Origin of the sequence: Tunturiibacter psychrotolerans (assembly GCF_051013365.1) — a bacterium.
GTDB lineage: Bacteria > Acidobacteriota > Terriglobia > Terriglobales > Acidobacteriaceae > Edaphobacter > Edaphobacter psychrotolerans_A.
In genome coordinates this window covers 2,613,273-2,639,622 of sequence record NZ_CP132941.1, presented here as the reverse complement: position 1 = coordinate 2,639,622, position 26,350 = coordinate 2,613,273, and the positions used below count along the sequence as shown (strand labels likewise).

General features: G+C 58.5%; 23 protein-coding genes. 6 read left to right on the top strand and 17 right to left on the bottom strand.

Features of this window, described 5'->3' with window-relative positions:
* Window positions 1-27: 27 nt before the first annotated feature.
* A complete protein-coding gene (locus tag RBB76_RS11150) occupies window positions 28-918 on the top strand; it encodes a hypothetical protein (protein ID WP_429632495.1) in 891 nt (296 codons plus the stop codon).
* Between the two features lie 2 nt (window positions 919-920).
* Window positions 921-1,388 (top strand): hypothetical protein, encoded by a 468-nt coding sequence (locus RBB76_RS11145; RefSeq protein WP_429632493.1) that lies wholly within the window; start codon window positions 921-923, stop codon window positions 1,386-1,388.
* Between the two features lie 358 nt (window positions 1,389-1,746).
* On the opposite strand, the gene RBB76_RS11140 is transcribed toward RBB76_RS11145, so the two are convergent.
* Entirely contained in the window at window positions 1,747-1,992 is a 246-nt protein-coding gene (locus RBB76_RS11140) for a hypothetical protein (RefSeq protein ID WP_429632491.1), read from the bottom strand.
* Between the two features lie 47 nt (window positions 1,993-2,039).
* Window positions 2,040-2,459: a c-type cytochrome domain-containing protein gene (locus tag RBB76_RS11135; RefSeq protein WP_429632489.1), complete on the bottom strand. Its 420-nt coding sequence runs from the start codon at window positions 2,457-2,459 to the stop codon at window positions 2,040-2,042.
* A gap of 110 nt (window positions 2,460-2,569) precedes the next feature.
* Here RBB76_RS11135 and RBB76_RS11130 point away from each other — a divergent pair, with 110 nt between their 5' ends.
* Window positions 2,570-3,781: a DUF5715 family protein gene (locus RBB76_RS11130; protein ID WP_429632487.1), complete on the top strand. Its 1,212-nt coding sequence runs from the start codon at window positions 2,570-2,572 to the stop codon at window positions 3,779-3,781.
* 103 nt (window positions 3,782-3,884) lie between these two features.
* Here the strand turns inward: RBB76_RS11130 and RBB76_RS11125 are convergent, their stop codons facing one another.
* The 4 genes from RBB76_RS11125 to RBB76_RS11110 form a co-directional block, all read right to left on the bottom strand.
* The gene (locus tag RBB76_RS11125; RefSeq protein ID WP_429632485.1) at window positions 3,885-4,886 is read right to left on the bottom strand and encodes a Gfo/Idh/MocA family protein; all 1,002 of its coding nucleotides are present in this window, start codon (window positions 4,884-4,886) and stop codon (window positions 3,885-3,887) included.
* A gap of 44 nt (window positions 4,887-4,930) precedes the next feature.
* Window positions 4,931-6,049, bottom strand: coding sequence for a SurA N-terminal domain-containing protein (locus tag RBB76_RS11120; protein WP_429632483.1), 1,119 nt, complete (start codon window positions 6,047-6,049; stop codon window positions 4,931-4,933).
* Window positions 6,050-6,071: 22 nt separating this feature from the next.
* On the bottom strand, window positions 6,072-7,073 hold the full coding sequence (locus RBB76_RS11115) for a DsbA family protein (protein ID WP_429632481.1): 1,002 nt from the start codon (window positions 7,071-7,073) through the stop codon (window positions 6,072-6,074).
* Between the two features lie 72 nt (window positions 7,074-7,145).
* The gene (locus tag RBB76_RS11110; protein WP_429632479.1) at window positions 7,146-9,677 is read right to left on the bottom strand and encodes an LPS-assembly protein LptD; all 2,532 of its coding nucleotides are present in this window, start codon (window positions 9,675-9,677) and stop codon (window positions 7,146-7,148) included.
* Window positions 9,678-9,902: 225 nt separating this feature from the next.
* Between RBB76_RS11110 and RBB76_RS11105 the strand changes: the two genes are divergently transcribed.
* A complete protein-coding gene (locus RBB76_RS11105) occupies window positions 9,903-11,309 on the top strand; it encodes an RDD family protein (protein WP_429632477.1) in 1,407 nt (468 codons plus the stop codon).
* A 204-nt stretch (window positions 11,310-11,513) separates the two neighbouring features.
* Here RBB76_RS11105 and bamA read toward each other — a convergent pair whose 3' ends face one another.
* The 6 genes from bamA to RBB76_RS11075 all read right to left on the bottom strand — a co-directional run bounded on the left by bamA (window position 11,514) and on the right by RBB76_RS11075 (window position 20,961).
* Window positions 11,514-14,480: an outer membrane protein assembly factor BamA gene (gene bamA, locus RBB76_RS11100; protein WP_429632475.1), complete on the bottom strand. Its 2,967-nt coding sequence runs from the start codon at window positions 14,478-14,480 to the stop codon at window positions 11,514-11,516.
* A 220-nt stretch (window positions 14,481-14,700) separates the two neighbouring features.
* The gene (locus RBB76_RS11095) at window positions 14,701-14,886 is read right to left on the bottom strand and encodes a CPXCG motif-containing cysteine-rich protein (RefSeq protein ID WP_179580454.1); all 186 of its coding nucleotides are present in this window, start codon (window positions 14,884-14,886) and stop codon (window positions 14,701-14,703) included.
* An 8-nt stretch (window positions 14,887-14,894) separates the two neighbouring features.
* On the bottom strand, window positions 14,895-16,844 hold the full coding sequence (locus tag RBB76_RS11090) for a S9 family peptidase (RefSeq protein WP_429632473.1): 1,950 nt from the start codon (window positions 16,842-16,844) through the stop codon (window positions 14,895-14,897).
* A 115-nt stretch (window positions 16,845-16,959) separates the two neighbouring features.
* Complete coding sequence (locus RBB76_RS11085; protein ID WP_429632471.1) at window positions 16,960-17,697, bottom strand: hypothetical protein; 738 nt, start codon at window positions 17,695-17,697, stop codon at window positions 16,960-16,962.
* Between the two features lie 62 nt (window positions 17,698-17,759).
* Window positions 17,760-18,758, bottom strand: coding sequence for a threonine dehydratase (locus RBB76_RS11080; protein WP_429632469.1), 999 nt, complete (start codon window positions 18,756-18,758; stop codon window positions 17,760-17,762).
* Window positions 18,745-20,961: a molybdopterin-containing oxidoreductase family protein gene (locus RBB76_RS11075; protein WP_429632467.1), complete on the bottom strand. Its 2,217-nt coding sequence runs from the start codon at window positions 20,959-20,961 to the stop codon at window positions 18,745-18,747. Before RBB76_RS11075 ends, RBB76_RS11080 begins: the two co-directional genes overlap by 14 nt.
* Window positions 20,962-21,109: 148 nt before the next feature.
* Between RBB76_RS11075 and RBB76_RS11070 the strand changes: the two genes are divergently transcribed.
* Window positions 21,110-21,727: a TMEM175 family protein gene (locus tag RBB76_RS11070; protein WP_429632465.1), complete on the top strand. Its 618-nt coding sequence runs from the start codon at window positions 21,110-21,112 to the stop codon at window positions 21,725-21,727.
* Here the strand turns inward: RBB76_RS11070 and RBB76_RS11065 are convergent.
* Window positions 21,724-22,908, bottom strand: a complete 1,185-nt coding sequence (locus tag RBB76_RS11065) for an acyltransferase family protein (RefSeq protein WP_429632463.1) — start codon at window positions 22,906-22,908, stop codon at window positions 21,724-21,726. The genes RBB76_RS11070 and RBB76_RS11065 overlap by 4 nt on opposite strands.
* Window positions 22,909-23,124: 216 nt before the next feature.
* Between RBB76_RS11065 and RBB76_RS11060 the strand changes: the two genes are divergently transcribed.
* Window positions 23,125-23,601: a YybH family protein gene (locus RBB76_RS11060; RefSeq protein WP_429632461.1), complete on the top strand. Its 477-nt coding sequence runs from the start codon at window positions 23,125-23,127 to the stop codon at window positions 23,599-23,601.
* Here RBB76_RS11060 and RBB76_RS11055 read toward each other — a convergent pair.
* The 4 genes from RBB76_RS11055 to RBB76_RS11040 form a co-directional block, all read right to left on the bottom strand.
* Complete coding sequence (locus RBB76_RS11055) at window positions 23,598-23,984, bottom strand: PilZ domain-containing protein (protein ID WP_429632459.1); 387 nt, start codon at window positions 23,982-23,984, stop codon at window positions 23,598-23,600. The two genes, RBB76_RS11060 and RBB76_RS11055, sit on opposite strands and share 4 nt — an antisense overlap.
* Before the next feature lie 151 nt (window positions 23,985-24,135).
* Window positions 24,136-24,720 carry a ribosome recycling factor gene (gene frr, locus RBB76_RS11050; protein ID WP_429632457.1) on the bottom strand — a complete coding sequence of 195 codons (585 nt, stop codon included), beginning with the start codon at window positions 24,718-24,720 and terminating at the stop codon, window positions 24,136-24,138.
* A 133-nt stretch (window positions 24,721-24,853) separates the two neighbouring features.
* Complete coding sequence (locus RBB76_RS11045; protein WP_429632455.1) at window positions 24,854-25,123, bottom strand: hypothetical protein; 270 nt, start codon at window positions 25,121-25,123, stop codon at window positions 24,854-24,856.
* A gap of 11 nt (window positions 25,124-25,134) precedes the next feature.
* Window positions 25,135-26,328: a pyridoxal phosphate-dependent aminotransferase gene (locus RBB76_RS11040; protein WP_429632453.1), complete on the bottom strand. Its 1,194-nt coding sequence runs from the start codon at window positions 26,326-26,328 to the stop codon at window positions 25,135-25,137.
* Between the last annotated feature and the right edge of the window lie 22 nt (window positions 26,329-26,350).

Below are 26,350 nucleotides of genomic sequence, written 5' to 3'. Positions count from 1 at the left end.
ATTCGATCTGCCCTGAAAGAGGTGTTTGTGTCAGTACCGAGGTTTGGCCGGACTCTTTGGTTTCGAAGCTTTGCGATTGTGACCCTGTGCGCGTCCTTGAACGGCTGTGTCGATCTTGATGATGCTGCCGGCCTCTCCAAACTATCTGATGAAGCGCGGATTGCGCTCCCGAAGGTTTCGAACGATGTCGCAGCGACGTGCGCGCGACAGAATACGCTGTTTGAGAACACGCCAGCAGCAGAGCGGGCGAAGACAGAGCAGGCACAGGACTGCAAGCCTTATCAGGAGCTTGCCGATCATCTTGCGAAGGATCAGGAGGCGCTTATCGCTTACTTCGATGCTCTCGGGAAGCTCTCTTCGAATAAGCCGCTGGGTTACGACGCAACGATCGACGAGAATGTAACTTCCTTGAGCACAAATACAGCGTTTTCGGCCAACGCGATTACGGCGGGTACTGATGCGCAAAATCTGATGAAGGCTTTAGCGGATGCAGCGACACAGGGGTATCGCGAAAAACAGCTTGGGCAGTTGGTGATTGCCAATGATGGTGCCGTTCAGTCGCTTACACGGGCGCTCAAGAAGGTGATTACGGGCGACTACGGCAACGTGCTTCTGGGTAACGAGGAGCTTGGTCTCGACACTTTCTATCAAGGCCCAATGGCCAGTGCCCAATCGAATGAACGGCTCGCTCTGATCCTGGTGCAGCGGCAATATGCTCATGACAAGGCTGAGCTTCAGACTCGCAAGGACGCTGCTGCGAGCTACGCCAAGGCCATGGACGATCTGGGGGCACTGCATGCGAAGCTGAAGGACGAGGCCGGGAAGAAGATGAGCATGATCGAAGTGGCAAAACAGGTTGGGCCGATCGCCGAGTCGCTGAAGTCGGCGCTCTCAGATATTCAGTCGAGGTCGAATTAGCCATGAAGAAAACTTCCAAGCCAGTTGCCGCGAAGATCGTTGCCAAGGCGGTAGCGCCCGCTGACACGACGCTGACCGATGATCAGATGCAGGCGCTGGCACAGGCTTTTCATGACATCGCTGTGGAGGTCGGGCAGGTTCGGCTGGATGCGATTAGTGCGGGCAGCAAGCTGACGGATCCTGCGATTGTTCAACTTCAGGGATACGTCTACTCGCTGATGACTGTTGCGGGAAACTTCGCTGTACAGGCGGCAAATCTTACGCTCGCGAATGCCGAGCAAGCCGTGGGCGAGATTTCGCTGGCTACGCAGGCGGCGGATAAGGCGCTCAATAAACTTCAGGACATCGACAAGGCGGTGAGTATCGCGTCTTCGGTGATTGTCCTGGCGATGGCCATTTCGACAAAGGATATGGGACAGATCGCATCGGCTGCGAAGGGCGTGGTTGCTGCCGCGGGGGTGTCGGTGTAGCGCTGAAGTGACCACAAAGGAATAGCTGTACTTCTTGAGATAGTTTGGGATAGGCGGCTTCGCAGGATCGTGCACGGGATGGTGCGCGAGCTACTGGATTGCGAGACTCACCGCCTTCTCAAGCTGCGGGTCGTACCCATCGCTTGCAGGCTTCGGAGGCGGGAGGCTCGGCCACCTTGTTCCGATATGGTCCACGCCAAATTTTGTCAGGCAACTTAAGCGCCTGAAAATGTCGGTAACGAAGTAGGATCGCTTTAGATGTTTCGACCACGAAACGCAAGCAAAAAAAGGCTTAGCGTCCTGTAATATGGAAATATTCATCGAAGCGAAACTTTTCGCTGCACTTCGCGTCTTCACTTCAAGTGAGATTGCGCACGCCGAGGCGCACCTCCCCAGGGGAAACCAAAGAATGACTCATACGCTCAAACTGTTCGCCGTTTCCGTGATGCTTCTTGTTGCGCTCAGCTTTACGTTCGAGCGGCAGGCGCACGCCTACGTCGACCCAGGCTCCGGTCTCCTCTTGTTTCAAGGCATCAGTGCGACGATCTCCGGAGTGCTCTTCTATTTCCGGCGCCGCATCAAGAACCTCTTCGTCAGGACGCAACCCAAGTCGGACCCGGAAACGACACCGTCCCCTTCGTTATAAGACCGTTACTTCTGCACGTCATCCGGCATGATGGCCCCAGCCTTTACCCATTTCTCTACCGTGGCGATGTCGGCGTCGGAGAGCTTTGGCTGCTTGGGCGGCATCGGCATGGGATCCTTCGGCGGGCCCTCATGGCGAATCAGCCTCACCAGCAAACTATTTTCCGGGTCTCCGGGAATCAGCACCGGGCCGTCGTGTCCACCCTTCAACATTCCTGCGCGCGTCTGAATATTCAGGCCTCCGCGATGGTTCATTCCGCCGTGACACCTGTAGCAGTTCGCCTGAAAGATTGGCTGCACCTTCGTTGTGTAGAACTCGGGGGTCGCTGCTTCATCCTGCGCTGCGGCATTCGCGGTTCTCACCTGTAGCCCCCACCCCATCAACCCAATGGCGATCAAGCCAAAACCCAGCGGCAACTTCTTCATTCATTCCTCCCCGTTAATCGATAAGTATACGGAACCCACTTCGCCACTTACCCCTTCACTCACCAACGTTTAACGTAGAAATTGCTCTGGCGTTCCGCGCCTCCGAAAACATGATGCGTTTGAACGCCCCCATACCGGCCCTTCTGGCGCTTGCAGCCCTGTCTTTATCATCTGCGAGCAGCCTTGCCAAACAGACGCATCATCCCTCGGGTCACAAAAAGACCGTTGCAGCTACGACGGAGAAGCATGCGACGAAGCACCAGTCGGGTGCCAAGCAGGCGCATGCGGCTCATAGCGCAAAACACCATTCTGTTCCTCGCGTCGATCCTCCTGTGACTGCGCGAGTGCGTGCGCAAGTTCCTTCGCGGCGTCGACTGCGCCATGCTGTGAGTGCTCCTGCGCCTGTACAGACGGCGACCGCGCCGCAGAAGGCTACATCGGAGGATTTTCTTAAGGCGGCCACGTCCACTCAGGTCGAGACCCAGGCGGCGGTCGCGATCCACGGAACCTCACGTCCCGAAGAACTCAACGAGACCCGGCAAGCGCCGATGGTATCTGCGCGCAAGCCCGCCACGGCGTCGAAGCCTGTGTCGGTGGCCAAGCCGGTTCCTGTGATCAGCGTTGTTCGGCCGGCTGCTGAGAGGCCACAACTGGCCAGCGTCGAAGAGGTCGCCTCGACTCCTGTTATTCTGCCGAATCTCTACAACAAGCGTGGACACCTGATCGTTCCTCCGCCGCTCAAAGGCTCGCATGAGATCCTCGTGCATCAGAACGAAGTTGCAGACCGTGACGGGTTGTCTCGGATTCAGAATGACGATGACCTTCTCGATATGCGTAACAAGAGGCTTCTGGTTGCGCTGCCTGAGAATGAGTCGCTGCAGGTGGACGATCGCCTGCCGACGAATCGCCGTTATTGCCGACCCTGGACTGCACAGTTTCTGGCCACGTTAGCGCGCGCTCACTATGCACGGTTTCATACGCCGCTGCAGGTTAATTCCGCGGTGCGTACGGTGGAGTTTCAGCAGCATCTGATGCACATCAACGGGAACGCTGCACCTGCCGAGGGAGATACGGCGTCGCCTCATCTCACCGGGCAGGCGATCGACGTCGCGAAACACGGACTTTCGCTGGCTGAGATCGCTTGGCTTCGCGGCTACCTTCTCCCGTTGGTGCAAGAGGGAAAGGTTGATGTCGAGGAGGAGTTTCAGCAGTCTTGTTTCCACGTCAGCGTCTATAAGAAGTACATGCCGCCTGCTCCTGAGCGTGACCTCGCGATTCTGCGTCACGGTGGAACTTCGGCGCTTGCTACTGCTCTGCGCTAGTGCGAGACGCTTCAGTAGTTAGGGAAGAAAGCCATGGAATGGCCGCACTCCGCGCAGGAGGCCCTCCGGTAGGACTGTCTTTCAAAGCAATCTGCGTAGCAAATTAAAGGAGCTCGCGAGCCCCGCTCCGCCAGCTTCTCATTGCTGCATCGAGCGCTTGCATATTGTGAATGGCGTCTTGGCCGGTGGCCGCGAAGTCGTTGCCACCGCGTAGGGCCGCGGCGAAAGCATCGAGCATCCGGGTGTAGCCGTCAGCATTGTCGAGGGTGACGGTCTCCTCTACGTCTGCACCCCGGCGCACAACGATTTGCACGGGACGATCGACGGTCAGGCCTCCTTCGGAGTACATCACCCCGTCGCTGCCGTTCACCTCCACATACGAGCGGTAGGGTGTACGTGCGCTCGTCGTCACAGTCGCGAAGACATCGCCGGTCATCTCCATCTGCAGGGAGGCAACCGCTTCGACTTCGCCTGAAGACGCATCCTTCCTGGCCAAGGTACTGACGCTTACGACATCGTTGCCGAGAACGAAGCGCAGCGCGTCGATGCAGTGCACGCCGACGTCTCCGATGGGTCCGCCGTAGGCCAGGGTCGCGTCGACAATCCATTTTCTCGACGAGTTGTTGGCCGGGTAGCAGTATTCTGCTCGCGCTAGCTGTGGCTTTCCGATACGTCCGGCGGCAATCTGGTCGCGCATCCACTGCAGGCTGCGGTTATAGCGAAAATTTTGCGCAACTCCGAAGAGCAGTCCAGCCGCCCCGGCAGCGGCGTTCATCTCTTCAGCCTCTGCCGCGCTCATTCCCAGCGGCTTTTCGCAGAGGACTGCCTTGCCATGCTTCAACGCCAGTAACGTATCGTCGCGGTGCATGGCGTCTGGTGACGTGATGAAGACAGCATCCACATCGGGCGAAGAGCAGAGCTCCTCCCGCGTCTGGAAGCAATGAGGAATTTTAAACTCGGCGCAGTTCTGGAGCGCTGCGGCGTGGTCTCTTCGCCACATCCCGCTGAGCGTTGCAAGCTCGCATTTGGGAAACGCCGGCAAGAGTCGCTTGACTGCATGGTGGCCGAAGCCAAGAATCGCGAACCGCACCGGCGACTGCGTCATGAGACCCTCCCAAAGAGAATGAGTGGCGAGATTGAGTTGGAGAGTTAGTGGGCGTCGTTCTTGAAGATCTGTTCGGCGAAGAAGTTTTCTACCTTGGCCTGATCATGGACCATCTCGAGGTAGGCGCTCTTCAGCAGCTGCGAACGCACGTCACGAAGCTGCTGCCGGATCGCCTGCTGCACCCGCGGATCGTTCACATCGCGCTGTCCGGCGGGGTCCCGCGAGATCAGTTTGTAGATCGCATAGCCTGCCGGCCTCTTGGTCTGGGCATCGAGCAAAGGCAAAATTTCGGTGATCTGGCCGGCCTTGAGCTTGGTCACTGCAGCGAAGACCGTCGGGTCGGTATGGAGTTGCGACTCGTCGATGAAGCCCATTTCTCCGCCGTTGGGCGCGGTCTGGGGCTGCTCAGACCAGTTGCTCGCGATGGTGCCGAAGTCCTCGCCGCTGTCCAGACGATTCTTCAGCGCTTGAATCTTCTTCTTTGCTTCGACGTCATTAGTGGCTTTGCTTCCCTGTAGGTTTCCCGGCTGGGACGAGGGCTGATCGGTCACCTGAATGGTCGCCAGGTGGTACTTGGTCTCAAGCAGATTGAACTCGGCCTTGTGCTGGTTGTAATAGCTGGCCACATCGGCGTCGGTGACGGTGATCTTGGAGTTGATCTCTTTGTTGAGCAGCTTATTGATGGTGAGGCTGCGGCGCAGCGAATGCTTTACATCGTCGAGGGTCTGGTTGCTTGCCTTGAGCCGTTGCTGAAACTGCTCCTCGGTGTAGGGAGCTTTCATCTCGGCCAGCTTCGCATCGACCTCTTCATTGGTAGCCGTCAGATTCATCTTCGCGGCACGCTGTTCGACAATCTCTTCGTCGATCAACTCGCGCAAAACATTGAGACGCAGCGAGTCCGCTTGTTCCTGCGAGGGCTGTTGTTGCTGGGCCGCGTCTCCGAGCTGGAGCTTGTAGGCTCTATCCAGATCAGCCTGCATGATCGCGTGGCCATTCACCGTTGCGACCACGTCTGCGTTGTGCCCACGATTGCAGCCTGCAATCGGCAGCAGCCCGGACGCCAAAATCAGAACTACCGGAACAGAGATGTTACGAAAAGAGCGCGCAATAAAAGTACGTTCGGTATCGGTCGACAAGCTCAGCACGTCCTCGGTATTCCGCATCCAGATCTCCTGCATTCTTCTGCTAATTACCGGGTTTGGTCGCCGGCGGGGTTTGAGGCTGTGCCTGAATTGGTGTCTTCGTTGGCGGTGGTGGCGGCGTCTGCCCGGAGGCAACCAGCGCGCTATCGATCATACGATACACGTCTTCGACCGGCTGCGCTCCTTCCACCTTTTCGCCATTGATGAACAGCGCCGGAGTCGAATCTACGCCGAGGCTTTCGCCCAGCTTGATCGACTCCTTGATCGCGGTGTCATCCTGCTTTGCGATGCATGCGTTGAGTGCGTTGGCATCCAAATTTTGCTTCTTTCCTTCATCACGCGTCAGGGTGTCGAGGGTGTCGTTGGCCTTCGCGAGACTCTTGTCTGCGCCACCCAGGTCAGCAGCATGCGCGTGGATATAGTCCACCAGGTTCCAATAACCCGTCGCGCTCTTCGCGCCAACGCAGTTGGTGTCAATTGCAGCGCGCATGGCCCATGGATGCTGATCGAGCGGAAAGTCGCGATAGACGATGTGAATCTGATCTTTGTAGCGCTCTGTCAGAGCTGGAAATAACTGCTCATGCATCTTGGCGCAGAAGGGGCATTCCAGGTCGTCGAACCCAACGATCAGCACGGGAGCGTTTGCAGGACCGCCGCGCGCCGGACGTCCGTCGCCACTGACCAGCAGCTTGGGATCCTTGCTGATGTCGAACTTGCTGAACTGGGCTAAGGTATTTCCGTCGGTCGAGATTAAAAATTCCGTCGGCTTGCTCGCCTTGCCGTCGGAGAGAAAAAAGACGGTGATTTTGTCGAAGCCCGGCACCTCGCTTTTGGTGCGCGGCCCTACCTGAATGACATAGCCGGCCGGGATAGAGGCGTGCGACCGGATCAGCACCTCGACACGGCGCACGAGTTCGGGCGAGAGCTTCCCTGGGCCGTCTGCGGCCTGGGTCGGAGCCTGGGTCGGAGTCTGGGCATGGCAGCCGAGGGCGGCCAGCGTAAGGGCAAAGATGAGGTTTCGGAACGGCTTCACAGCAATCAGCACAATACCTCGATTATCTCACGCAGAGGCGGTTTAACAGGCCGCGGAGCCCACTGACGGCCGCGCAAACAGGACTCAAAACAGACTTGCCGTTCGCCGCAGATTGCCCGCGGTTCCGATATTCAGCAGCGTGAAGTTGAATCTTTCGGTCGTCTCATTTCGCACCGAGCCGAGTTCGTACTTCCGAACCTCGACACTGAAGCCGCAGCAGTCCCAGTTATAGGACCCCTGCACGGCCCCATATTGAACCAGACCGGTGTTGTTCGCGTTCAGATCGAGACCTACATTGCCGGCGACGCCGAGGCCTGGTTTGGTCGGCGAACCATACCCCAGCAACAGCCGCAGTTGGTTGAAGTTCGAGACGGCCGAAATCACTCCCTCGGTGTAGAAGCGGCCGGGAGCATTGAGCCGCGCGTAGCTCAATCCGGCAAAGACGTTGTTCTCGTGTACGTCCACCAGCACATTGTTGGACGTAAATTTCTTCGCTCCGGTATCAAGGTCAAAGTCCCACTCGACATCCATATGGGCTGAGGTCCTTACCCGCAAGCGCGAGATCAGGGGCGAGATCGCGCGAGGTTCCGTCAAAAAGGCGATCCCGGAGAAGTTCAGCGTTGTGTCGAAGATGTTCCGTCGGCCATTGATGACGGCGCCGCCGAAGTTCTCGTTGAAGAAGTACTTCTGCGCAAGCCGCCAGCTGATGAGGGGATGGCTGCCACAGCTCGGAAGCGAATCTTTCGCATCAGCGATCTGTCTGGTCTGGACCTTTCCGATGTCGTCATCCCAGTTTTGTGACTGTGCCGTGCTCTCGGGTCTTTCCTTGCAGGGCCGATTCTTTACTGGACGCAGGAACAACCGCTGCGTCACTCCATACTCGAGTTCATTCGTATCGCTTACGATGTCGACGTCGTCGAAGCGGAGAACAGCCAGGAAATTATTGACTCCGGTGACGTAGCGGTAGGTCAGCTCGGGCTCGATTGTGTGCTTCACATCGTTGCCGCCGAAGAACTTTTCTACTCCTGGCGAATCGAATACCCGCTCCACCACTGGAGCACGCAGGTCGCCCTCAATCTCCAGATCCGATCGATTCAATGAGTTCGGCAGTTCGACCGGTATTCCGGTGTCGTTGTAGGGAACCTGCCTGCTTCTGCTGTAGGCCGTCTCCCGCACGCCGATGGAGGCCCGCATTCGCCATCCGTCGAAGCCCAGCGGATAAGAGAGCTCCGGATGCAGATCGAACCGCTGCGTTAGCCCTCCGGTAGAGAAGTTCGGCTGCACCCGGGATAGCCCGGCCTCCGAGGCGTCCACGCTCCACATCAATCCAGTCCTGCCGATCTCATGCTCTGTGCTGTCGAAGTCCAGCGACGGCGCGTGAAAGATCCTTATCTGTTCTTCAGGGACCGCCGGCGTGGTGGGAGTCGCGGCCACAGCTGCCTGCTTCAGTCCTTGATATCGATCCGCTCGCCCTGATGCCGCATATCCGTCCCATTCATGCACGCCGTAGAGGATCGAGAGGATATCGCTCGAAACTGCGACGCTGAAGTTCTCGGCAAACGCTTCGCGGTAGGCATACGAGCTGAGATACTCGACGTCGCCGGCCACGCGGGTCTGTGAATTGAAGTCGTGGCGGCCGGAAAACGTGACATCCTGTCCGCCCTGGTTGAGATACACACCGTTGGTGACGATGCCGCGGTCGAGCAGGCCGGTATATCTGGCCTTGGCGAAGTTATTTCCGAGGCCGCGGTAGCGAAACGTCGCTGACTGCTCCCAGCCGCGGAGCGAGTAGTACTGGGCTCCGACCGTCAGATCGGTGCTGCGATTGATGGCCCAGTAAAACTCCTCGCCGAGCGTGAAGCCCTTCGTCGAAGAGTACCCCGGCACGGGAATCATGAAGCCGGTCTGTCGTTGCTCCGAGTCTACCGGGTGGGTGACGTAGGGGAGAAACAGCACGGGAATATTCATCAGGCGAAAGATGCTGTTCTGCGCCTTGGCCTTTTCGCTGTCCACCATAAACTTCCCGGCGTTGAGCATCCAGTCAGGTTTTGGCAGCTGGCAGGTGGTCAGCGTTCCGTCGTAGATCTCATAGGACTGCGGCCCGGTTCGCACGACCATTCGCCCGGTGAACAGAAACGGGTTGCTGCTCGAATAGGTCAGAGTGCGGCCCGGACCCGCGCCCCCGCCCTTCAACCCCACTGAGCCGGTCACATCGTAGAAGGTTGCTGTCTGGTTCTTCAGGTTCATCGTGCCGTGGCTGGCGGTGAGGTCCTCATGATTCGCGCCGCCGCTTACGTGCAGATGCCCGGTCGCGGTGAGCTCGCCGGTATCCTCATTGAACTCGATGTGATCGGCCTGGATCACCCGGTCGCGATAGTGGATGACTACGTTTTTATCGAGCGAGAAGACGTTGCCCGTCTTGCGCTGGTCGCCGTCTGACTCGAGGGTTACGTCGGTCGTATCGTCGTTGTCGGGCAGGATCTCTGCCACCGGATATTGCGTGGCTCCAGGCGCGTCCGGCAGGCTTGAGGATGACATCTGATCTTCCGGGAGGGGGGTTGCCTGAGTCGTCACCTGCTGGGCCGACAGATGTGGATGACTTGCCGCGAGCACCATGATAGTTATCAAGAGGTAAACAGTGACGCGGACGTTTCTGGAGCGCGTTCGTCGGACGTTCAAGGCTGTACAAAAAGCAATCGATTTGCCTGACAGCAAAGCCGCTAAATGCAGTCGGCGCTGCCAATGGGTCTTCATCCCCGTATCGTTCGGCTTGAGACTTGTCAGACGTGCCACCCTTTGAGGCTAAACGATTTTACGGAACCGAGTTTGGATTTGAGCACAATGAGCTCTGCACAACGTGACCTGCTACCACTTGACGAAGCCCCGGCCGAAACGGAAGCGGCCGCACCCTTTGCACTGAGGGAACAGGTAGCGCAGCGCCTTGCAGCGCACCGGGCCCGGCGTACCCAGCAATCCAATTCCTCGGTCACTCCCATCGCGCAGCCAAACGCAGGGAGGGCACGCTCGTCCCGCATCGCGGAAGCTGTCGCTGAACGCTACGGCAACTCTCCCAGTTACCGCACCTTCCTCGCCGAGCAGGCTGAAGCGGCGATTCGTGAGGCCAAAGCCGCTGCGGAGGTTGCAGCACTCAGTGCCCAGGCCGTTGCCGACGCACAGTATCAGCTGCTTGCCGAACTCGATCAGTGGACGCTCACGCCACCTACGCCCGCTCCGGTCCCACCATCGCCCGCACCTAAATTCAGCGTTGCAGAACCGTTGATCGTTGAAGATCTGCCTGTAAGTCTTTCAGCGGACCCTCCGTCGTCTCCCGGTCTCACCGTGAAGCTCTACGAAGACGTAAGCCGCACCCCCTTTCAGGAAGCAGTTTCCTCCCCGAGCCGTCCGATGATCTACGAAACTCGCGAGGCCTACGCAACTGCCAACGAAGAGGAAGCGCTCGCACTCGACGAAGAGATTGCGTTCCGCCAAGCCCCCGTGTTCGAAGAGTCCGGACCACCCGTCGAGATTCCTGCCAACCTGATCGAGTTTCCTCGCCAGCTTGTCGCGGCGCGCAAAGCCCGCCCCCGTCTCGCCGAGGGCCCCCTTCGCGAAGACGCCGATCAGGCTCCGCACAACGTACCTGCGGCCCAGCTTCGCATCTTCGAGGTTGAAGCGGCGCAGATCTCTACCTCGCCGGTTGTGGAATCTGTGACGCCCGAATGGTCCTCCATTTTGCTTGCGGCTCATCCGGTATCGGCTCCGGTCGAAACCCGCGAAGCCCCTTTCCAGCTTGAGCACAGGCCTGAAGCCGCTCCGCTCAACCTGCGCCTGATGGCCACCGTCGTCGACGGCTGCATCATTACCGCCTCCTTCTTCGTCTTTGTCGCGGCCTTCGCGCTGACAGTGGGTAAGCTCTCAGGCAATCCCGCGGGCCTCGGCGCTAGCATCGTTCCCATGAGCCTGCAGACTGCGGCTATTGGCACGGCCGGCACGCTGGCTGTCCTTACGCTGCTCTATCAGCTGCTCTTCTTCACCTTCAGCGAGGCCACCCCTGGTATGCGGTACGCCCGCATTGGCCTCTGCACGCTGTCGGACGATAACCCTACGCGGTCCGCCATGCGCCGCCGCATCTTCGCCACGGTGCTCGCCGCCTGCCCGCTGGGGATTGGGTTTCTCTGGGCATGGATGGACGAAGACGGCCTGGGCTGGCACGACCGCATCTCTCGCATGTATCAACGCAGCTACTAGGGATTTGTCTCCTCTAGCCGTGGCCTAGCCCGAACCGGCGAAGGGGCGGCAACAGAAGGGTTCGTATCCGCTGCTGCGCTCTGTTGTCCTGCCGGACGGGCCTCCTACGCGGAGGGCGGCCACTTCGTGGCGCGCATACCCTAACGAGAAAAAGCCCGCCCTCGGATCGATCGCTCCGAAGGCGGGCTCATAAAATGGACCGGGTTAGAAGGTCGTGCTCACCGTCAGACGGAACGTCTTCCTCGGCTCGCGCAGAATGTAGTCAGCCCCATAGAACTGAAGCGCCTGCTGATAGCTGAACTGACCTGCTCCATCGCTCGGGAAGTAGCTCTTGAAGGTATTCACGTTGTCCGGACCAGAGTTCGGTACGGCAAGCTGCTGCGGAACACTCTTGTAAAGACGCAGCGGGTTGTAGGCGTAGAAGATGCGGAACGGTGCGTTGACGACCGGCAGAATCACCTGCAGTTCGGCGCCGAGGGAGTCGCGCGGAACGTAGTTTGTCCCTGGCACAATCGTCAGCAGGTCCGGAAACTTCACCGACTGGCCGCCAAAGCAGGCGCCGTTGACAATCGTCGGGCATCCATACTGGGCACCATTGATCAGCGATTGACCGGCTGTGCTCTGACGCAATTGGCCGTGCTGCGCGTCGAACGTCATACCGAAGTCGTTGAAGAAAGCAAACGTCACCTGGTTGACGATCGGAATCCGGTATTCCAGGTTCGCTATGAACGACGTATCTCCACCGATGGCCACCATACGGTAGATCGGCAACGGGATCTGCACGGGGCCCAGGGCCGGGTTCGTCGGATCGCGGGGAACGGAGGTTCCGTCGGGGTTCGTCAGGATGTACTGAACTTTATTCGGAATGAAGGTGTAGGGGCCGACCGACCGGATATCGAAGCCGCGAAGATCCGTCTCGCCGCCGCTGTAGAGACGGTGCGTCGGCGGAGCAACCTCGCCCCCAAAGCCCGACGTGTGAGCCAGCTGGATACGATATCCCAGCACATTGTGGCCATCATTGCTGACCCTCAGCCCCTTCATCGGGAAGAACTGGCGGTAGCTGGCGATCGGTGAGTAGTACTTCACATTACCGCCGACACCGGCCAGCTGCACCGACACGTTAAAATCCTTACCGCGATGCGGGCCAACCGCTCGATCGAGGCTCGAGAACGTAAAGCTCGGCGTTACTACCGAAGTAATGATGCCCGTGAGCTGATTCTGCCCCGCTACGCCCGACCGGAAGGCCAGCGACTGAAAGACGTTGGTCGTATTCTGGTTGAACGTCGTCACGGAAGACCGCGACAGCGAGTACGAAAGACCGACACGGGTCACACCGGTTCGCGAGAAAAGATGCCGCAGCGGCTCACTCGACGAGACTGTCAAACCCGTGGTCGACTGGTTATAGTTCGTCAGCAGCGACTGCTGCGCCGTCGTCAGATTGCCAGCCGCAGCACCGGTCGCGGACTGACTCTTGGAGGGATTGAAGTCATACTTACTGGCAAATACCTGCGCGCCCAGCGAGATAGGCTTATCCCGTAGATACGGCTCAGTGAATCCCAGGCTCAGATTGCGTGACAAGTCGCCGATATTTGCCTGCACGGACAGCGTCTCGCCCAAACCAAGGAAGTTATTGGTCTCATAGTTCAAACCAACAAAAGTTCCTGACAGTCCGCTGATACCGCCGTTCAAGCCGATTGAGTTCTTACCTTTTTCCTTCAGCTTCAGCAGCAGATCGACGGTTCCGTCATCGGTGTTCTGGCGGCTCTCGGAATCCTGCTCCGCTTTCAACGCTTCGAAGTAGTTCAACTGGTTCAAGCGCAGGATCGAAAGGTCCCAGAGCCTGCTGTTATAGACCTGTCCTTCTTCGAGCAGCAGCTCGCGGCGAATTACCTTGTCGCGCGTAATGGTGTTGCCGGTAAACTCGATCCGCGACACATAGAACGGCTTGCCCTCGTCGATATCGATGTTCAGGGTAATCGTCTTCTTCGCCTCATCGATCTGGGGCACCGGTGTTCCGACGAAGTTGATATATCCGAGCTCGCCGTAGGCTTTGCGTAACTGATCCAGCCCCTTGCCGAACTGGGTTGCGTTGAAGTATTCGCCGTCCTTCTGCGTGAACTGCGACCGCAAGGCCTTCGTGTTCGGTACATGCGTGTTCCCGGTGAAGGTAATTCCGCCAAGCTTATAGCGCGCGCCCTCCTCCACCGGCATCAGGATGTCGATTCGCTTTCCTTTGGACGGATGCAACGTAAAGGGATTGATCCCGCCCGCGTCCCGGATGTGGGTCGTCGGATCGCTAGTCAAAGCCTTGAAGTAGCCGCGGTCCCGATAGGCCTGACGTACGCGCTCGGTGTCTTCGTCCAGCTTGCTCGCGTCGAAGGTCCGCGCAAACAGATTCTCCAGAATGATGGAGTGCGGGATCCCGATCGGCCGCAGGTTCTTCATCGCCGCGCGCAGGGTGCGATCATTAATGCTGTTGTTGCCCTGAAACGCGATCTTGCCCACCTTTACGGTAGGCCCTTCTTTGATGTTGAAGGTAATTGCCACAGCTGCCGGCGGAATCGTCTTCACTTCGGTCCTGATGGTAGCGAACTGGTGTCCATGCTCTGCCAACAGGTCCCTGAGTACTACCTCGGCACGCTTGATCTTAGTGGGGTCGTACTGGCTTTCGACCGACAGCGGCACCTTGGCCTTCTTGAACCGGTCCAGAATGTCAGACTGCGTGACCGCGCCGAGACCCTTGTAGTTGATCTCGCGGATGGTCGGCTTTTCTTTCACGTAAATGATTAGTTGCACGCACTTCGGGCTGTCGACGCGTTCAATCCGCACGTCATCGAAGTAGCCCGTATTCCAGAGCGAGTTGAAGTCCCGCTCCACTACCAGCGGGTCATACAGGTCGTTTTGCCGGCTGTAGAGCCTGGCGAGCACGGACTCCTTCGGGATGCGTCGATTACCGATCACCTGAGGCTGGCAAAGAGTCTCCACATTGCCTGATGGGGATCCGGTCTGAGCCGAGAGGGACGGGGCCGAGAGCGACGAAGCGGCCATTGCCGTAAACGCAATCATGTACGCGGCATAAGCGATGCGGGAGCGTCTGGAGCGCGTGCACACAGTCTTGGTCTTACTATTCAGGGAGCTTCCGCTCTCTCGATTCACGGTAAAGATACGCACACCCTCACTGCTCTAAAATGACGCTCGCCAGCAAAGTCAGCGAAGTTCTGATTATATGGGAGCGGCCAGCGGTTAGCGAGTTCGCGCCCCGGTTCAGGTCGGACAAACTCAATCCAACCAACGAATTCTGCTGTGCTCGTTTGACGAAGTGCGCATCCAAAGGCATCTTCGCGCTTTATTGATGGAGATTGTGCCACCGCGTGGGATAGGCGTCACCGCATCAGCTTTCCAGCTCGGCCGTGATCGTAAACTCCTGTGCCGACCCATCCCAGCGCACTGTCAGGACGTTCGGCTGGCAGCAAACCTGGCAATCCTCGACATATTGCTGCTTCGAACCGCCCGATTCATCGACAGTGGTCTCCACCCACTCCCCGCAACCTGCGCACTGAAACCCTGCTGCATGCATCGCCAACCTCACTGGGTGTTCGTCACTCCTTTAAGATACTTCTCGAACCAGTCCACCGACCGCGTCAATTCGTCGACCTGATGCTCCCGCTTGATGAAGCCGTGTCCCTCTTCGGGGTAGTACACCGCGTCCACTGTTCGCCCCTCTTTCTTCAGGATCTCCACTACCTGTTCGGCCTCTTCCTTCGGCACGCGAATATCCCGCTCGCCCTGCAGGACCAGCAGCGGAGCTTTTTCATCCCGGATGTACTTCAAGGGCGAGCTCGCCTCATACACAGACTTATCTTTCACCGGGTCGCCCAGCAACGTCTTCTCATACTCCTGTAGCCGGGCGTCTTCGTGGGCCAGCATCGTGTACCAGTTCAGAATTCCGTACTCATCCACCGCCGCTGCCCTCAGATCGGGATTTTTGCCAATCGCCATGAGCGTCATGAATCCGCCATAGGATCCGCCCCAGATGCCTACCTTCTTCGCGTCTATGAATCCTGTGGACTTCAGAAAATCCACGCCGGCGATCTCATCCTTTAAATCAGCCCCGCCCAGGTCCTTGTAGTTCGCCTTCTCGAACTCCATCCCATAGCCGGTTGAACCGCGCACATTCGGCGCAATCACCACAAAACCACGCGATACCAGCAGGATCGCACGCGGACTAAAGCTATCGAGCGTCTGCCCTGTAGGACCGCCGTGCGGCATTACCACCACGGGCGCGGTGCCGTCACGTTTCAAATTGAATGGCACCCACACGAGCGCCGAGATCATCTTTCCATCGAAGCTCTTGTAGGTGACCAACTGCGAAGAGGGCAGCACAGCCGAGGTCAACACCGGGCTCTCGTTATGGGTCACCTGCGTCACGGCGCCGCCTGTGCTCAACAGATAGAGATTCGGGGCGTGCGTCGAGTCCTGATGCGAAAACAGATAGCTTCCATCCTCGCGAAAGGCCGTCGGGGCGGCGCCGGCAGTGTTCAATCCGGCCGGCACACCTCTATCGCTTGCTTTTAGGGTCTTTGTATCCACGAAGTAGATCGTTGCGCGCCCGTCCGCATTCAGGACGTAAGTAAATGTGTCTCCCTTTGGCGAAAAGCTCCCCGGACGTGCCTCCCATTGCGTATCCGTCACCCACCGCTTCTTCTTCGAAGCCAGGTCGAGCAGCGCAATATTTGGGTAGCCGCCCTTTTCGTTCGAAGAGATCAGCAGCGTCTTCCCATCCGGCGACACCTCGCTTCCGTAGACCAGCACGTTGCCTTTATGCCCCGTCAGGTTCTCTGCCGCGCCAGTTGCCACCTCAATCCGATACACATCGGCATCGTCATTCCCCACCTGACGCCCTGCATAGACGTACCGTCCGTCCGGGCTCCAGTCGACTACATCCCAAAAGGCCTTCGGTTCCTTCTCATTCGTCAGCAGCCTGACTTTCCCCGTTGCCCAATCCATCACCGCGATATTGGTTGAAGACGCCACCTTCTCCTTGGTGACAAACGCCATCCACTTCCCGTCTTTGGAGAACTGCGGTTCGCTCTCGCTTGTCTTATCGGTGTTGGTGAGATTCCTCGGGTCGCCACCAGCCACCGGCACGGCATACAGGTCATAGAGCTCATCACCGCCCTTGTCCTGCTCGTAGACGATCTCTTTGCCGTCCTTCGTAAACACCGGATTCGACTGCCGGTCATCGGACTTCAGCAGTTGCCGTGGGCCAGTTCCGTCCGCCTGCATCACCCAAAGATTTAGCCGACCGGAAGAGTTGCTGACGTACCCAATCTGCTTGCCGTCGGGCGACCAGGTCGCGCCGCCGATCCGCACGGTCTGCAGCAAGTCAGCAACCGGCATAGGAGCTGACGTGGCCGCATTCTCTGCCGAGACCACGCTCCTGGGATCCGTCGCCACACGGTCTCCCGGTCCCGAAGCAAATCCGTTTAGCGAAGTCAGCACGAGCAATCCGGGCAGGAGGCAAAGACGTGTCATGGCAAACTCCACATAAGTTGAAATGAACTTCAGAAACCGACCGCGCCAGACTAGCACGCCCCCAACTCTGGGAATCGCCGAAAATTGCTTGCCGGGCGTTCGCGAAGATGAGCGCCTACTGCTCGCCGCTGATCTCCTTTGTGACCTTCCCCTCGGCGTTGAGAAACTGAAGTACCGGCTCCCCATCTGGCTTCACCGTCAGGCTGGCCCGCACCCTCCCCTGAATATCGCGAAGGCTCATGCCCACTGAATCGTCTGTCTGCCTGCCGAAGAACCCGCGCTCTGCATCTCCCGGATACTTCCGTCTAAACTTCGCCCACTCCGCTGTACGAGTTGCGCCGGACGGCATTCCCTTCACTCTCTCGGCGTCGGCGATAAACTCCGGCGTGATCACGTAGGAACCTACATCATTTATCGTTACACCCGAAGCTTTTTTCCCGTCCTCAAGACTCGCGCCAAGCACCAGCGTCTGGTCCTGGTCATACTGATCGAAGCTCAGATGGCTGAAGCTCGACGGACCTTTACCGGTATCTTTGCCGGCTCCGTAGATCAGGCCGCCATCCTCGGTGCCTTCGTCGTTGACGAATAACATTCCTGCAGAATCACTGCGATCCGCTCGCTTGATCTCTTTGCCATGCAGATAAAGGCCCGGAAATTCAGCTTTATCCGAGATCACCAGTCGAACCGTCCCGTCTGGTTCCACCACATTCACGCGGCGTACCGAAATCTGGTCGAAGCTCGCGTTACCAGACTGTGGCCGCGCAAATCCTGCGAGCACTGTAGCCGCGAAGACCACCGTAAGACATCCAGAGTAGATTGCCAGAAAGCGCTGACTGGAAAAGAAACGAACCATGCTCGCACCTCGAAAGATTGCCCTATCTAAAACTCTTCAGGGCAATCTCGCAAGTGCCAACCTTAGACTGCACCACCATCGCCCAACACACGCGCAAACACGTCACTGTCCACATTCCCACCGCACAGCACCGTTCCCACACGCGCTCCGCCGCTGCGCCGATCCTGTAACAACGCTGCCAGCCCAATCGCACCAGCTCCCTCCGCTACATTATGTGTATCGACGAAGTAGGCCCGCATCGCTTCCTTCACTGCCTCATCATCTACCATTACAACGCGATCCAGCCCAGCCTTCAAGATCTCCAACGCCATCGGATGAGGCTGCCGGCAGGCCACGCCGTCGGCAATCCTGGTCGCCGACTCGTGCTCCCGTACATAGCCCGCAGCGAAAGAGAGCGCATAAGCGGGCGCAAGGCTCGACACCACTCCGACGACTTTCGTCTTCAGCCCCAGCGCATTTCGCGCTGCAATCGCGCCGCATGAGCCCGATCCCATCCCAATGGGCACGTAAAACGTATCCAGTTCTGGACAAGCCGTGAACATCTCCCATGCGTAGGTCGACACACCTTTCACCAGCAACAGATCGAAGCTCGGCACACGATGCCATCCAAACTTCTCTTCGAGCGAAGCCGCGTGCTCACTCGCCTCCTGGAAGTCGCGTCCGAACTCCACCAGTTCCGCACCCAGACACTGCATCGCTCGATTCTTCTCTGGACTATTTCCTGTCGGCACCACGATCACTACGCGAAGTCCGAGCTGCTTGCCAGCAAAGGCCAACGATTGACCATGATTTCCGCGCGTTGCGGATACAACCGTCTTCACCTCAGGCCGCTTGCGCCGTAGCCAATCCATGTACACGAGCCCACCGCGAACCTTGAACGCTCCCACCGGCGTATGGTTTTCGTGTTTCACCCAAACCTCAACTGACCCTGCGATCTTCGAGGCTCGTTCATTCAACAGCGGCCAGCTATATTGGGGCGTAGCCGGCACTGTCTGGTAGATCAACTCCGCCGCGGACTCGATCTCTTCGAGCCCCGGCAACGCTACCTCATTTGACACCATTGTGCCCCCTCCGTACCTCCACCAGCGTCGAATAAAACGTAGCCCCACCGCCAATATCGGTCAGCGTCTCCGAGGTCAGCGCATTCACATTCGCGCCGTTCCCCGAAAGATCCGAACCGAGCTTATTCCAATCCAGCCGCGCCGCCACCACACCTGCAGACACCTGTGCGTTCACCAGAGCGCGCAGCGTAATGCTTCCACGCCCGTTGAATACCTCCACCTCATCGCCCGTGGCAATCTTCCGCACGGCTGCATCGGTCGCATGCATCTCCAACACTCCTGCGGTTCGCGCCTCCATCCGCTGATGCAGAGGAATGTTCGCAAACGTCGAGTTCATGTAGTTGTCCGCCTTCCTCGGCAGAAACTCCAATGGATAAGCCCCTTTCGTCGCGTGCGCACGAGATTCGGTCGGTGCAGCAAACACCGGTACTGGCACCAGTTGTCCGCGCCCGTCCGGCGTGCGAAACCACTCCGCAGTGCTAAACGGCAACACTTCGCCCTTCGCATCCAGCGGCATCTGCAGCGGAACATGGCCCTCCCGCTCCAGCCGCTCCCGCGTGATCCCTGCAAACCATGGATTCTCGGTCTGAAGCGCCTGATCGATCATCTCGTCTTCGCGATCGTCAAAGCAGGCCTCTTCAAATCCCATCCGTCGCCCCAACTCGCCGAACATGGCGACGTTGCTACGCGCTTCGCCCAGCGGCGCAATCGCCCGGTTGCTCACCTGTGCGAAGAGATGACCGTAGGCTCCCTGCACATCCTTTACCTCAAGAAACGTCGGTGCCGGAAGCAGCACGTCGGCATAGTCGGTCGTGTCGGTAAAGAACTGTTCATGCACGACCGTGAACAAATCATCACGCCGGAACCCGCTCAACACCGCATTCTGATTTGGAGCCACCGCCCCCGGATTCGAGTTGTAGACGAACAGCGCCCTCACAGGCGGCCCATCGCTCTCATGGTCCCCGAGCGTCGTCAACGCCTGCCCGAGCTGACTCATATTCACAACGCGCGCCGCTCTGCGCAGAGGACTGGCCATCATCAGCTCCGGCATCTGGAGTGCCTTGTCGTTGAACGGAAACGACCCTGAGGTAGAGAGCAGCAGCCCTCCGCCCTTGTGCTTCCATGCCCCCGTCAGTAGCGGCAACATGCATACCGCTCGCGCCGCCGTGCCGCCGTTCTCACTTCTCTGGATTCCGTAGTTCAACCGAATCGCGGCTGGACCGCCAACGTTCGAACCCTGGCCAGTGTTTTGGGTCGCGCGTCGCCCCGCTGCAGCGTAGGCACGGGCCAGACGTACAATTGCCCCGGCATCGATTCCCGTAGCCTTCGCCACATTCTCAGGCGAATGTTCGGGCCGCAACGCATGCGCCCTTAGCTCCTCAAATCCCGTTGTGCATGCATCCACATACTCGCGATCCTCCAGCCCCATGCTGAGGATCACATGCATCAGTCCCAGTGCCAGCGCCGCATCGGTCCCCGGATTGATCGCAAGATGCTCATCGGCCAGCGCCGCCGTACGTGTTCTGTACGGATCGATTACCACCAGACGAGCGCCCTTGCGTCTCGCCTCTTCAATAAACGGCCAGAGGTGCACGTTATTCCCGTGGATGTTCGCGCCCCAGGCAATCACCAAGCCGGCATGCGCAAAGTCCTGTGGCACTGTCCCCAGCTTCACCCCGTACACACTCTTCAGCGCGGTTCCGCCGGCTTCGGCGCAGATCGTTCGTGCCAGCTGCGAGGCCCCGAGCCGATGAAAGAACCTGCGGTCCATCGACCCATACCCAAGCTGTCCAATCGTCCCGGCGTAGCTGTAAGGCAGTACACTCTCCGGTCCAAACTCTGCAGCGATCTTCGTGAGCTTCGCCGCCACTTCATCGAGCGCCTCGTCCCAGGAGATCCGCTCAAACGCCTCCGCTTCGCGGCCTTGCGGGAGCGGCCCTTTGGCCACACCGTTCCTGCGACGCATCGGGTACAGCAGTCGATCCGGTGAATAGACGCGGTCCAGGTACTTTGCTACTTTGCCACACAAAAATCCCCGCGTCACCGGGTGCGATGGATCGCCCTGAACCTTTATCGCTCGGCCGCTCAGTTCATCGACCGTCACCAGCACGCCGCACGAGTCAGGGCAGTCATGCGAACAGACCGCATGCACCACCCTGGTCGCGCTCAAACCCGCGTCCGTACTGGTGGAAATTGTGCTCATTCCATAATTTTAGCCTTTTTGTGCTGCCGCACGGGACTCCTGCGCGGAAAGCGGCCACTTCGTGGCGTGTATATCTTGTCGTGGCAAGATAATCTGCACAGGTCTAGCGATGCTCGGGCCGACCAACGGAAGGACTCGTCAAGAGAATATGTCCCATCACGTAAGCTCTGCAGCCCGCCTCGAAGCTTTCTCCGACGGAGTCATCGCCGTCATCATCACCATCATGGTGCTCGAGCTCAAAGTCCCTCATCAGGACGGGATCACTGGGCTCTACGCGGTGCTCCCCACCATCGCCCTCTACGCCATCTCCTTCGCATTTGTTGGTATCTACTGGATAAATCACCATCATCTCTGCCACCGCACGGACGAGGCTGATGAACTCGTTCTCTACACTAACCTGTTCTTCCTCTTCTGCCTCTCGCTCCTGCCCTTCTTCACGTCCTACGTCCTCGAAAAGAAGTTGGACTCCTTCTCCGTCGCCCTTTACGCGTCTTCGATGGTCGTTACCGGATTCAGCTTTCTTCTTCTCCGTCTCTCAATCGCGCGGCGCCTTCGTCTGGCCGGCAAGCTGGAAACTCAGGACACCTCGGTCCAGCACAAGCATCTGTACTCACTCTTCACTTACCTTGTTGCAATTCCGTCGGCCTTCTACCACCCGCACCTCGCTCTTGGCCTCTGCGCGTTCGTCACCGTCATCTGGGTCACGCCGACCGCAGGAGTCAAGCCTCGAGAAGACGCATCCTCTCCAACGTCTAACCCGCGCTAGAGCGCCGGCTCGCGAAGCATCTCCACATCAACGCTTTTGGTCTTCTTCCGTTCGGAGCGATCCCGCAGAACCATAAACGGGCGCTCCACCAGCCCATACAACACGCTGGCCGCCAGCAAACAAGTCACCGCATAAATCACGACCGTCTTCGCATCGCGGGCCTCGGTAAGCGATGGCAGGTACGTCCGGTCCAGATGCGCGACCTCTTTGTGTGTCAGGTAAAGGCTGAATGCGAGCATAGCCAGCAAATCCGCTCCGGGCAAACGAAACCTGCTCAGCCACCCATTGCTGCTCACGCTTGAAACCACAAGCAATCCCAGCCCGGCCGCCAGCAGCGGATAGCCAACGACCGTAGCCCAGGCCGCAATCTTCGTTGCATCTGCCATTCCATCATTCCGAAACATCCAGCAGACAAATCCGGTCAGCGCCAACCCCAACACAAGCGCAGCATGTCCTCTGCGGGTCATCCATTCCCACCATCCTGGTCTGAACAGCCGCACTAACGCCAGCGTTACGCCCACGACAAGGCCATCGAGTCGTGAGTAAGTCGGATAGTAGAGATATCTGTAGTAAAACGTTCCGAAGTCGTCGGAGACTGCGCGGCCGCTCCATCCCGATGGCGCAATCAACGGGAACAATTCATAGCCGCGAAAGCAGATTCCGAACAGAACAACAGCTCCGATCACGATCGCCGTTTTCCGCAGCGATGGCGTCCGCATCAGCCAGATTACAAGCAGCGGAAGCGCCAGATAGAAATGCTCTTCCACGCACAACGACCAGACATGCGAAAAAGCGTGGTGGCTAAAGTCGACGAAGAACAGGTTCACCGTAAACGTCAAAAACTGCCACAGCGGCGGCAGGGCCGGAGACTCTCGCCACGCGGGAAACGCAAGATAGAGCCACAAAACAACAAGATAGGCGGGAAGAATCCGGTACGCTCTCCGCCGGTAGAACTCCCGCACCGAAGGTTTCTCCCCGTAAGCGTACGGCCTCAACAACTGCGTCCCGATTAGATATCCGCTCAGCACAAAGAAGAGGTCGACCCCCATCCAGCCAAACTGCGCGACAGCCATCATCCTCTGAGGAAGAAACGATGCCAAGTGATACAGCATCACAGCCACAATTGCGATCGCTCGCAACGTGTCCAGACCCGGCAATCGCGCTGAGTTCGATCGTGTCATCAACACCCTTGTCAAAACAATACCCGGCAATCCTTGCTCCGTCCCGATACAGACCGAAGACTCACCGAAAGAGTGCTCGAACAGTTACCTAGATGAAGCTCGCGAAGCCGAATCTTTTCACTGACATGATCTACTATCAATCCAACCTGACAAGGCGTCCTGTTGAGCAACCGTACGAAGCAGTGCCAGATCAGACAGCTTCCCTCCGAGGTTTCTATGCCACTGCGTTCCTCTCTTCGCCTTGCTGCCGTCTTTCTCGTTTTTCTCGTGCCGGTTACACTTCCCGCGCAAACTGCCGCGGACCCTCTCCACACCGCGTCCCGCCAGGAACTGGATGTCATCAAGGTCCTCCTCGCCCAGGAGGCTGCCTGGAATAAAGGCGACCTCACCGCCTTCGCCAGCGGCTACAAAGACTCCCCGGACACTCTCTTCATTGGTCACCAGGTCTCCCGCGGCTACGCCGGTATGGTTGACCAGTACAAGCGCGACTACCCGACCCGCGCCGCCATGGGAACCCTCTCCTTCACCGACCTCGAAGTCCACCCGCTCGATGAAAACTTTGCCGTCTGCATCGGCAAATATCACCTCGAACGAGGCAAAAAAGATGGTGGGAACGCTGGAGGTATCTTCTCCCTTGTTCTAGAAAAGACCACCGACGGCTGGAGGATCATCGTCGATCACACCACCAGCTAAGCCTCCCGGCTCAGCTCTGCAATCAATCCCTCAAGCCCCGCCCGCACCTTCGGCGTCATGGCCTCAAACAAAAATCCCGCTCCCCGCGTCCTCACCATCCTGCTGGTCGCGTCACACTTCAACACGCGGTCATGCGCCCGGAACACGATCTCCACTGGGGTTCCGGGAGCCAGCCGCAGCCGAGCTTCGGTTTCGATGTAGCATCCACCCGAGCTCACATCCAGCACGCGCCCGCGAAAGAGCATCGTTCCATCCTTCACCATCACCTCGGCCCAGGCGTCGACGGCATAGCGAGTATGCTCCCGCCTGTCGACGATCCCCTCGACCGCCACGCCCCGCCGCTCTTCCTGTCCCTCCGACTCCCGGTCCTCGAATTCGTCCACGCCCGCCTCCCATATCTCGCCCATCCCGCACGGTGAGGACGGCTGATCCAATCATCGGCACAAACCTTAAATGCATCAGCAGGCGGAAATGGCCCACACCATCTCCGGTGTAGGCCATTTCACATCCCACATTTTCAAGAGAGCGAAGCGATCAGACGGTCATGATCTCTTTTTCCTTCGCCTTGAACAGATCCTCAATCCGCTTGATCTCCACGTCGGTCAGCTGTTGAACCTCTTCGTTCGCCCGCTTCTCATCGTCAGCCGAGATCAGTTTGTCCTTCGCCGCCTTCTTGATCTGATCGTTCCCGTCGCGTCGGATATTGCGGATCGCCGTTTTATGATCCTCGAGCGTTTTATTCAGCTGCTTCACTACATCCTTGCGCCGCTCCTCGGTCATCGGCGGCACAGGCACGCGAATTACCTTGCCGTCCGTCATCGGGTTCAGTCCCGTCCCCGACGTACGAATCGCCTTCTCGATCGCCGAGACCATCCCCGCATCGTAGGGCTGCACCAAGATCAGCGTGGGCTCTGGCGTCGACACCTGACCCATCTGCGCCACAGGCGTATCCGTGCCGTAGTAGTCCACTTTGATCTGGTCGAGCATATGCACGTTCGCCCGCCCGGTCCGCGCCGACAGCAGATGCCCGCGAAAGTCCTCTACGGAGCTCTCCATCCGCGACTTCAACTGCTGATGGGTTCCCTTCAACGCCTCAATCCCTGCCATTGCTGATGCCATACGTTCTCCTCTACTGCACTCGATATTTTACAGAGACGTAACCAACCGTGCGAGGCAGGCCGACAAAAACCGCCGCGCCGCTCGATATTCAGGCTTGCCCCGATTCGCGATTCCGACGCCACAAGGGCAGCTACTAACTCTCTTTCTCACCAGTCTCGACAGGCCCTAGCCCTAGCCCGCGATTCGGTTTCTTCTTCTTCGCCGGATAAACCTTCGCGGCCACGGGAGGCGCCAGCGCATCCTTCACCAGCACCTCGATCCCCCGCCAGTACTTCACATCCCCGGGCAACGCACTCGGTACCGCCTGCCTCATTTGGCAGTACCAGAGCGACCACTCCAGTTCCTTCGAGTTCTTATTCTTGATCGCGGCTTCAATTCGCGTCACTTCAGAGAAAGACGGCATACCACTTTATCTTATAGACCTGCAGGCGACCCCATGGTCCGAAGCCTTCGGCACGCCTCCGCCAGATCCTTATCTTTCTTTGCGAAACAAAACCTCAGGAGATCCTCTCCCCTGCCTGGCCGGAAAAACGCCGACCCCGCCACCGCAGCCACTCCCGTCTTTGCCAGCAGAGCTCTCGCTTTTTCAGCCGCCGTCGCGCCTGGCAACCCTGCCGCAGAAGCCAGCACGTAGTAAGCGCCATCGGGCACATGCGGCCTCATTCCCGCCTCCCGTAGCGCGTCCACGATCATCGTGCGCTTCACCTCGTGCTCGAGCGCCAGCCCGCTATAAAATTCATCACCAAGTTGCTCCACTCCATCGGCCACGCCCTGTTGTAGCGGCGCAGGCGCACACACATACGTCAGATCATGAAAGTAGCCGATCGACCCCAGCCATCGCGCGTCCGCAATCAGGTATCCCACCCTCCATCCGGTCACCGAAAACGTCTTTGAAAAACCTGACATCAAGATCGTCCGCTCGCGCATCCCCGGAATCGACGCCGGGCTCAGATGGGTTGCTCCTCCATAGACGAAGTGCTCATAGATCTCGTCCGTAAACACGAACAGATCGAACTCCTCTGCTATCTTCGCCAAACCCTCCAGTTCCACACGTGTGAAGACCTTCCCCGAAGGATTCGCAGGCGTATTGATCACCATGCCCCGTGTCCTGGGTGTAATCGCCGCCCGCACAGCCTTCAGATCGAGCCCCCAGTCGGGCGCGGTCAACGGCACCGCGACCGCCGCCACTCGCAATGAGCTTAGCGTATTCACGTGATAGCCGTAGAACGGTTCGAACACCAGCACCTCATCGCCGGGATTGAGTAGCGCCATCGCCGCGGCCTGAAACGCGCCCGTCACTCCACTGGTCACCAGCACCTCGCGCTCCGGATCGACCACGATACCCAGCGTCCGCTCCACCTTGGCTGCAATCGCCTTTCTCAGCCGCGCAATCCCATCCAGGCGCGTATAGATATTCAACCCATCCCGAATCGCGCGAATCGCCCCTTCAGACACGACCTCCGGCGCCTCGGTATCGCAGACGCCTTGTGCCAGATTCACTCCACCCATCGCATCGCACGCCACGCTCATCGCGCGGATCTCTGATTGCACGAGCCGCGGCGCCAACTCACTCAGCCCCAATCTCGGTGAAACCTCAACCTGTCCCATAACCCGATCCCCCTTGAACCAA

Coding starts and splice junctions, on each gene's coding strand:
- RBB76_RS11145 (WP_429632493.1), top strand. CDS start 921: ATGAAGAAAACTTCCAAGCCAGTTGCCGCGAAGATCGTTGCCAAGGCG.
- RBB76_RS11135 (WP_429632489.1), bottom strand. CDS start 2,459: ATGAAGAAGTTGCCGCTGGGTTTTGGCTTGATCGCCATTGGGTTGATG.
- RBB76_RS11130 (WP_429632487.1), top strand. CDS start 2,570: ATGATGCGTTTGAACGCCCCCATACCGGCCCTTCTGGCGCTTGCAGCC.
- RBB76_RS11125 (WP_429632485.1), bottom strand. CDS start 4,886: ATGACGCAGTCGCCGGTGCGGTTCGCGATTCTTGGCTTCGGCCACCAT.
- RBB76_RS11120 (WP_429632483.1), bottom strand. CDS start 6,049: ATGCGGAATACCGAGGACGTGCTGAGCTTGTCGACCGATACCGAACGT.
- RBB76_RS11110 (WP_429632479.1), bottom strand. CDS start 9,677: ATGGTGCTCGCGGCAAGTCATCCACATCTGTCGGCCCAGCAGGTGACG.
- RBB76_RS11105 (WP_429632477.1), top strand. CDS start 9,903: ATGAGCTCTGCACAACGTGACCTGCTACCACTTGACGAAGCCCCGGCC.
- RBB76_RS11095 (WP_179580454.1), bottom strand. CDS start 14,886: ATGCATGCAGCAGGGTTTCAGTGCGCAGGTTGCGGGGAGTGGGTGGAG.
- RBB76_RS11090 (WP_429632473.1), bottom strand. CDS start 16,844: ATGACACGTCTTTGCCTCCTGCCCGGATTGCTCGTGCTGACTTCGCTA.
- RBB76_RS11085 (WP_429632471.1), bottom strand. CDS start 17,697: ATGGTTCGTTTCTTTTCCAGTCAGCGCTTTCTGGCAATCTACTCTGGA.
- RBB76_RS11080 (WP_429632469.1), bottom strand. CDS start 18,758: ATGGTGTCAAATGAGGTAGCGTTGCCGGGGCTCGAAGAGATCGAGTCC.
- RBB76_RS11075 (WP_429632467.1), bottom strand. CDS start 20,961: ATGAGCACAATTTCCACCAGTACGGACGCGGGTTTGAGCGCGACCAGG.
- RBB76_RS11070 (WP_429632465.1), top strand. CDS start 21,110: ATGTCCCATCACGTAAGCTCTGCAGCCCGCCTCGAAGCTTTCTCCGAC.
- RBB76_RS11065 (WP_429632463.1), bottom strand. CDS start 22,908: ATGACACGATCGAACTCAGCGCGATTGCCGGGTCTGGACACGTTGCGA.
- RBB76_RS11060 (WP_429632461.1), top strand. CDS start 23,125: ATGCCACTGCGTTCCTCTCTTCGCCTTGCTGCCGTCTTTCTCGTTTTT.
- frr (WP_429632457.1), bottom strand. CDS start 24,720: ATGGCATCAGCAATGGCAGGGATTGAGGCGTTGAAGGGAACCCATCAG.
- RBB76_RS11045 (WP_429632455.1), bottom strand. CDS start 25,123: ATGCCGTCTTTCTCTGAAGTGACGCGAATTGAAGCCGCGATCAAGAAT.
- RBB76_RS11040 (WP_429632453.1), bottom strand. CDS start 26,328: ATGGGACAGGTTGAGGTTTCACCGAGATTGGGGCTGAGTGAGTTGGCG.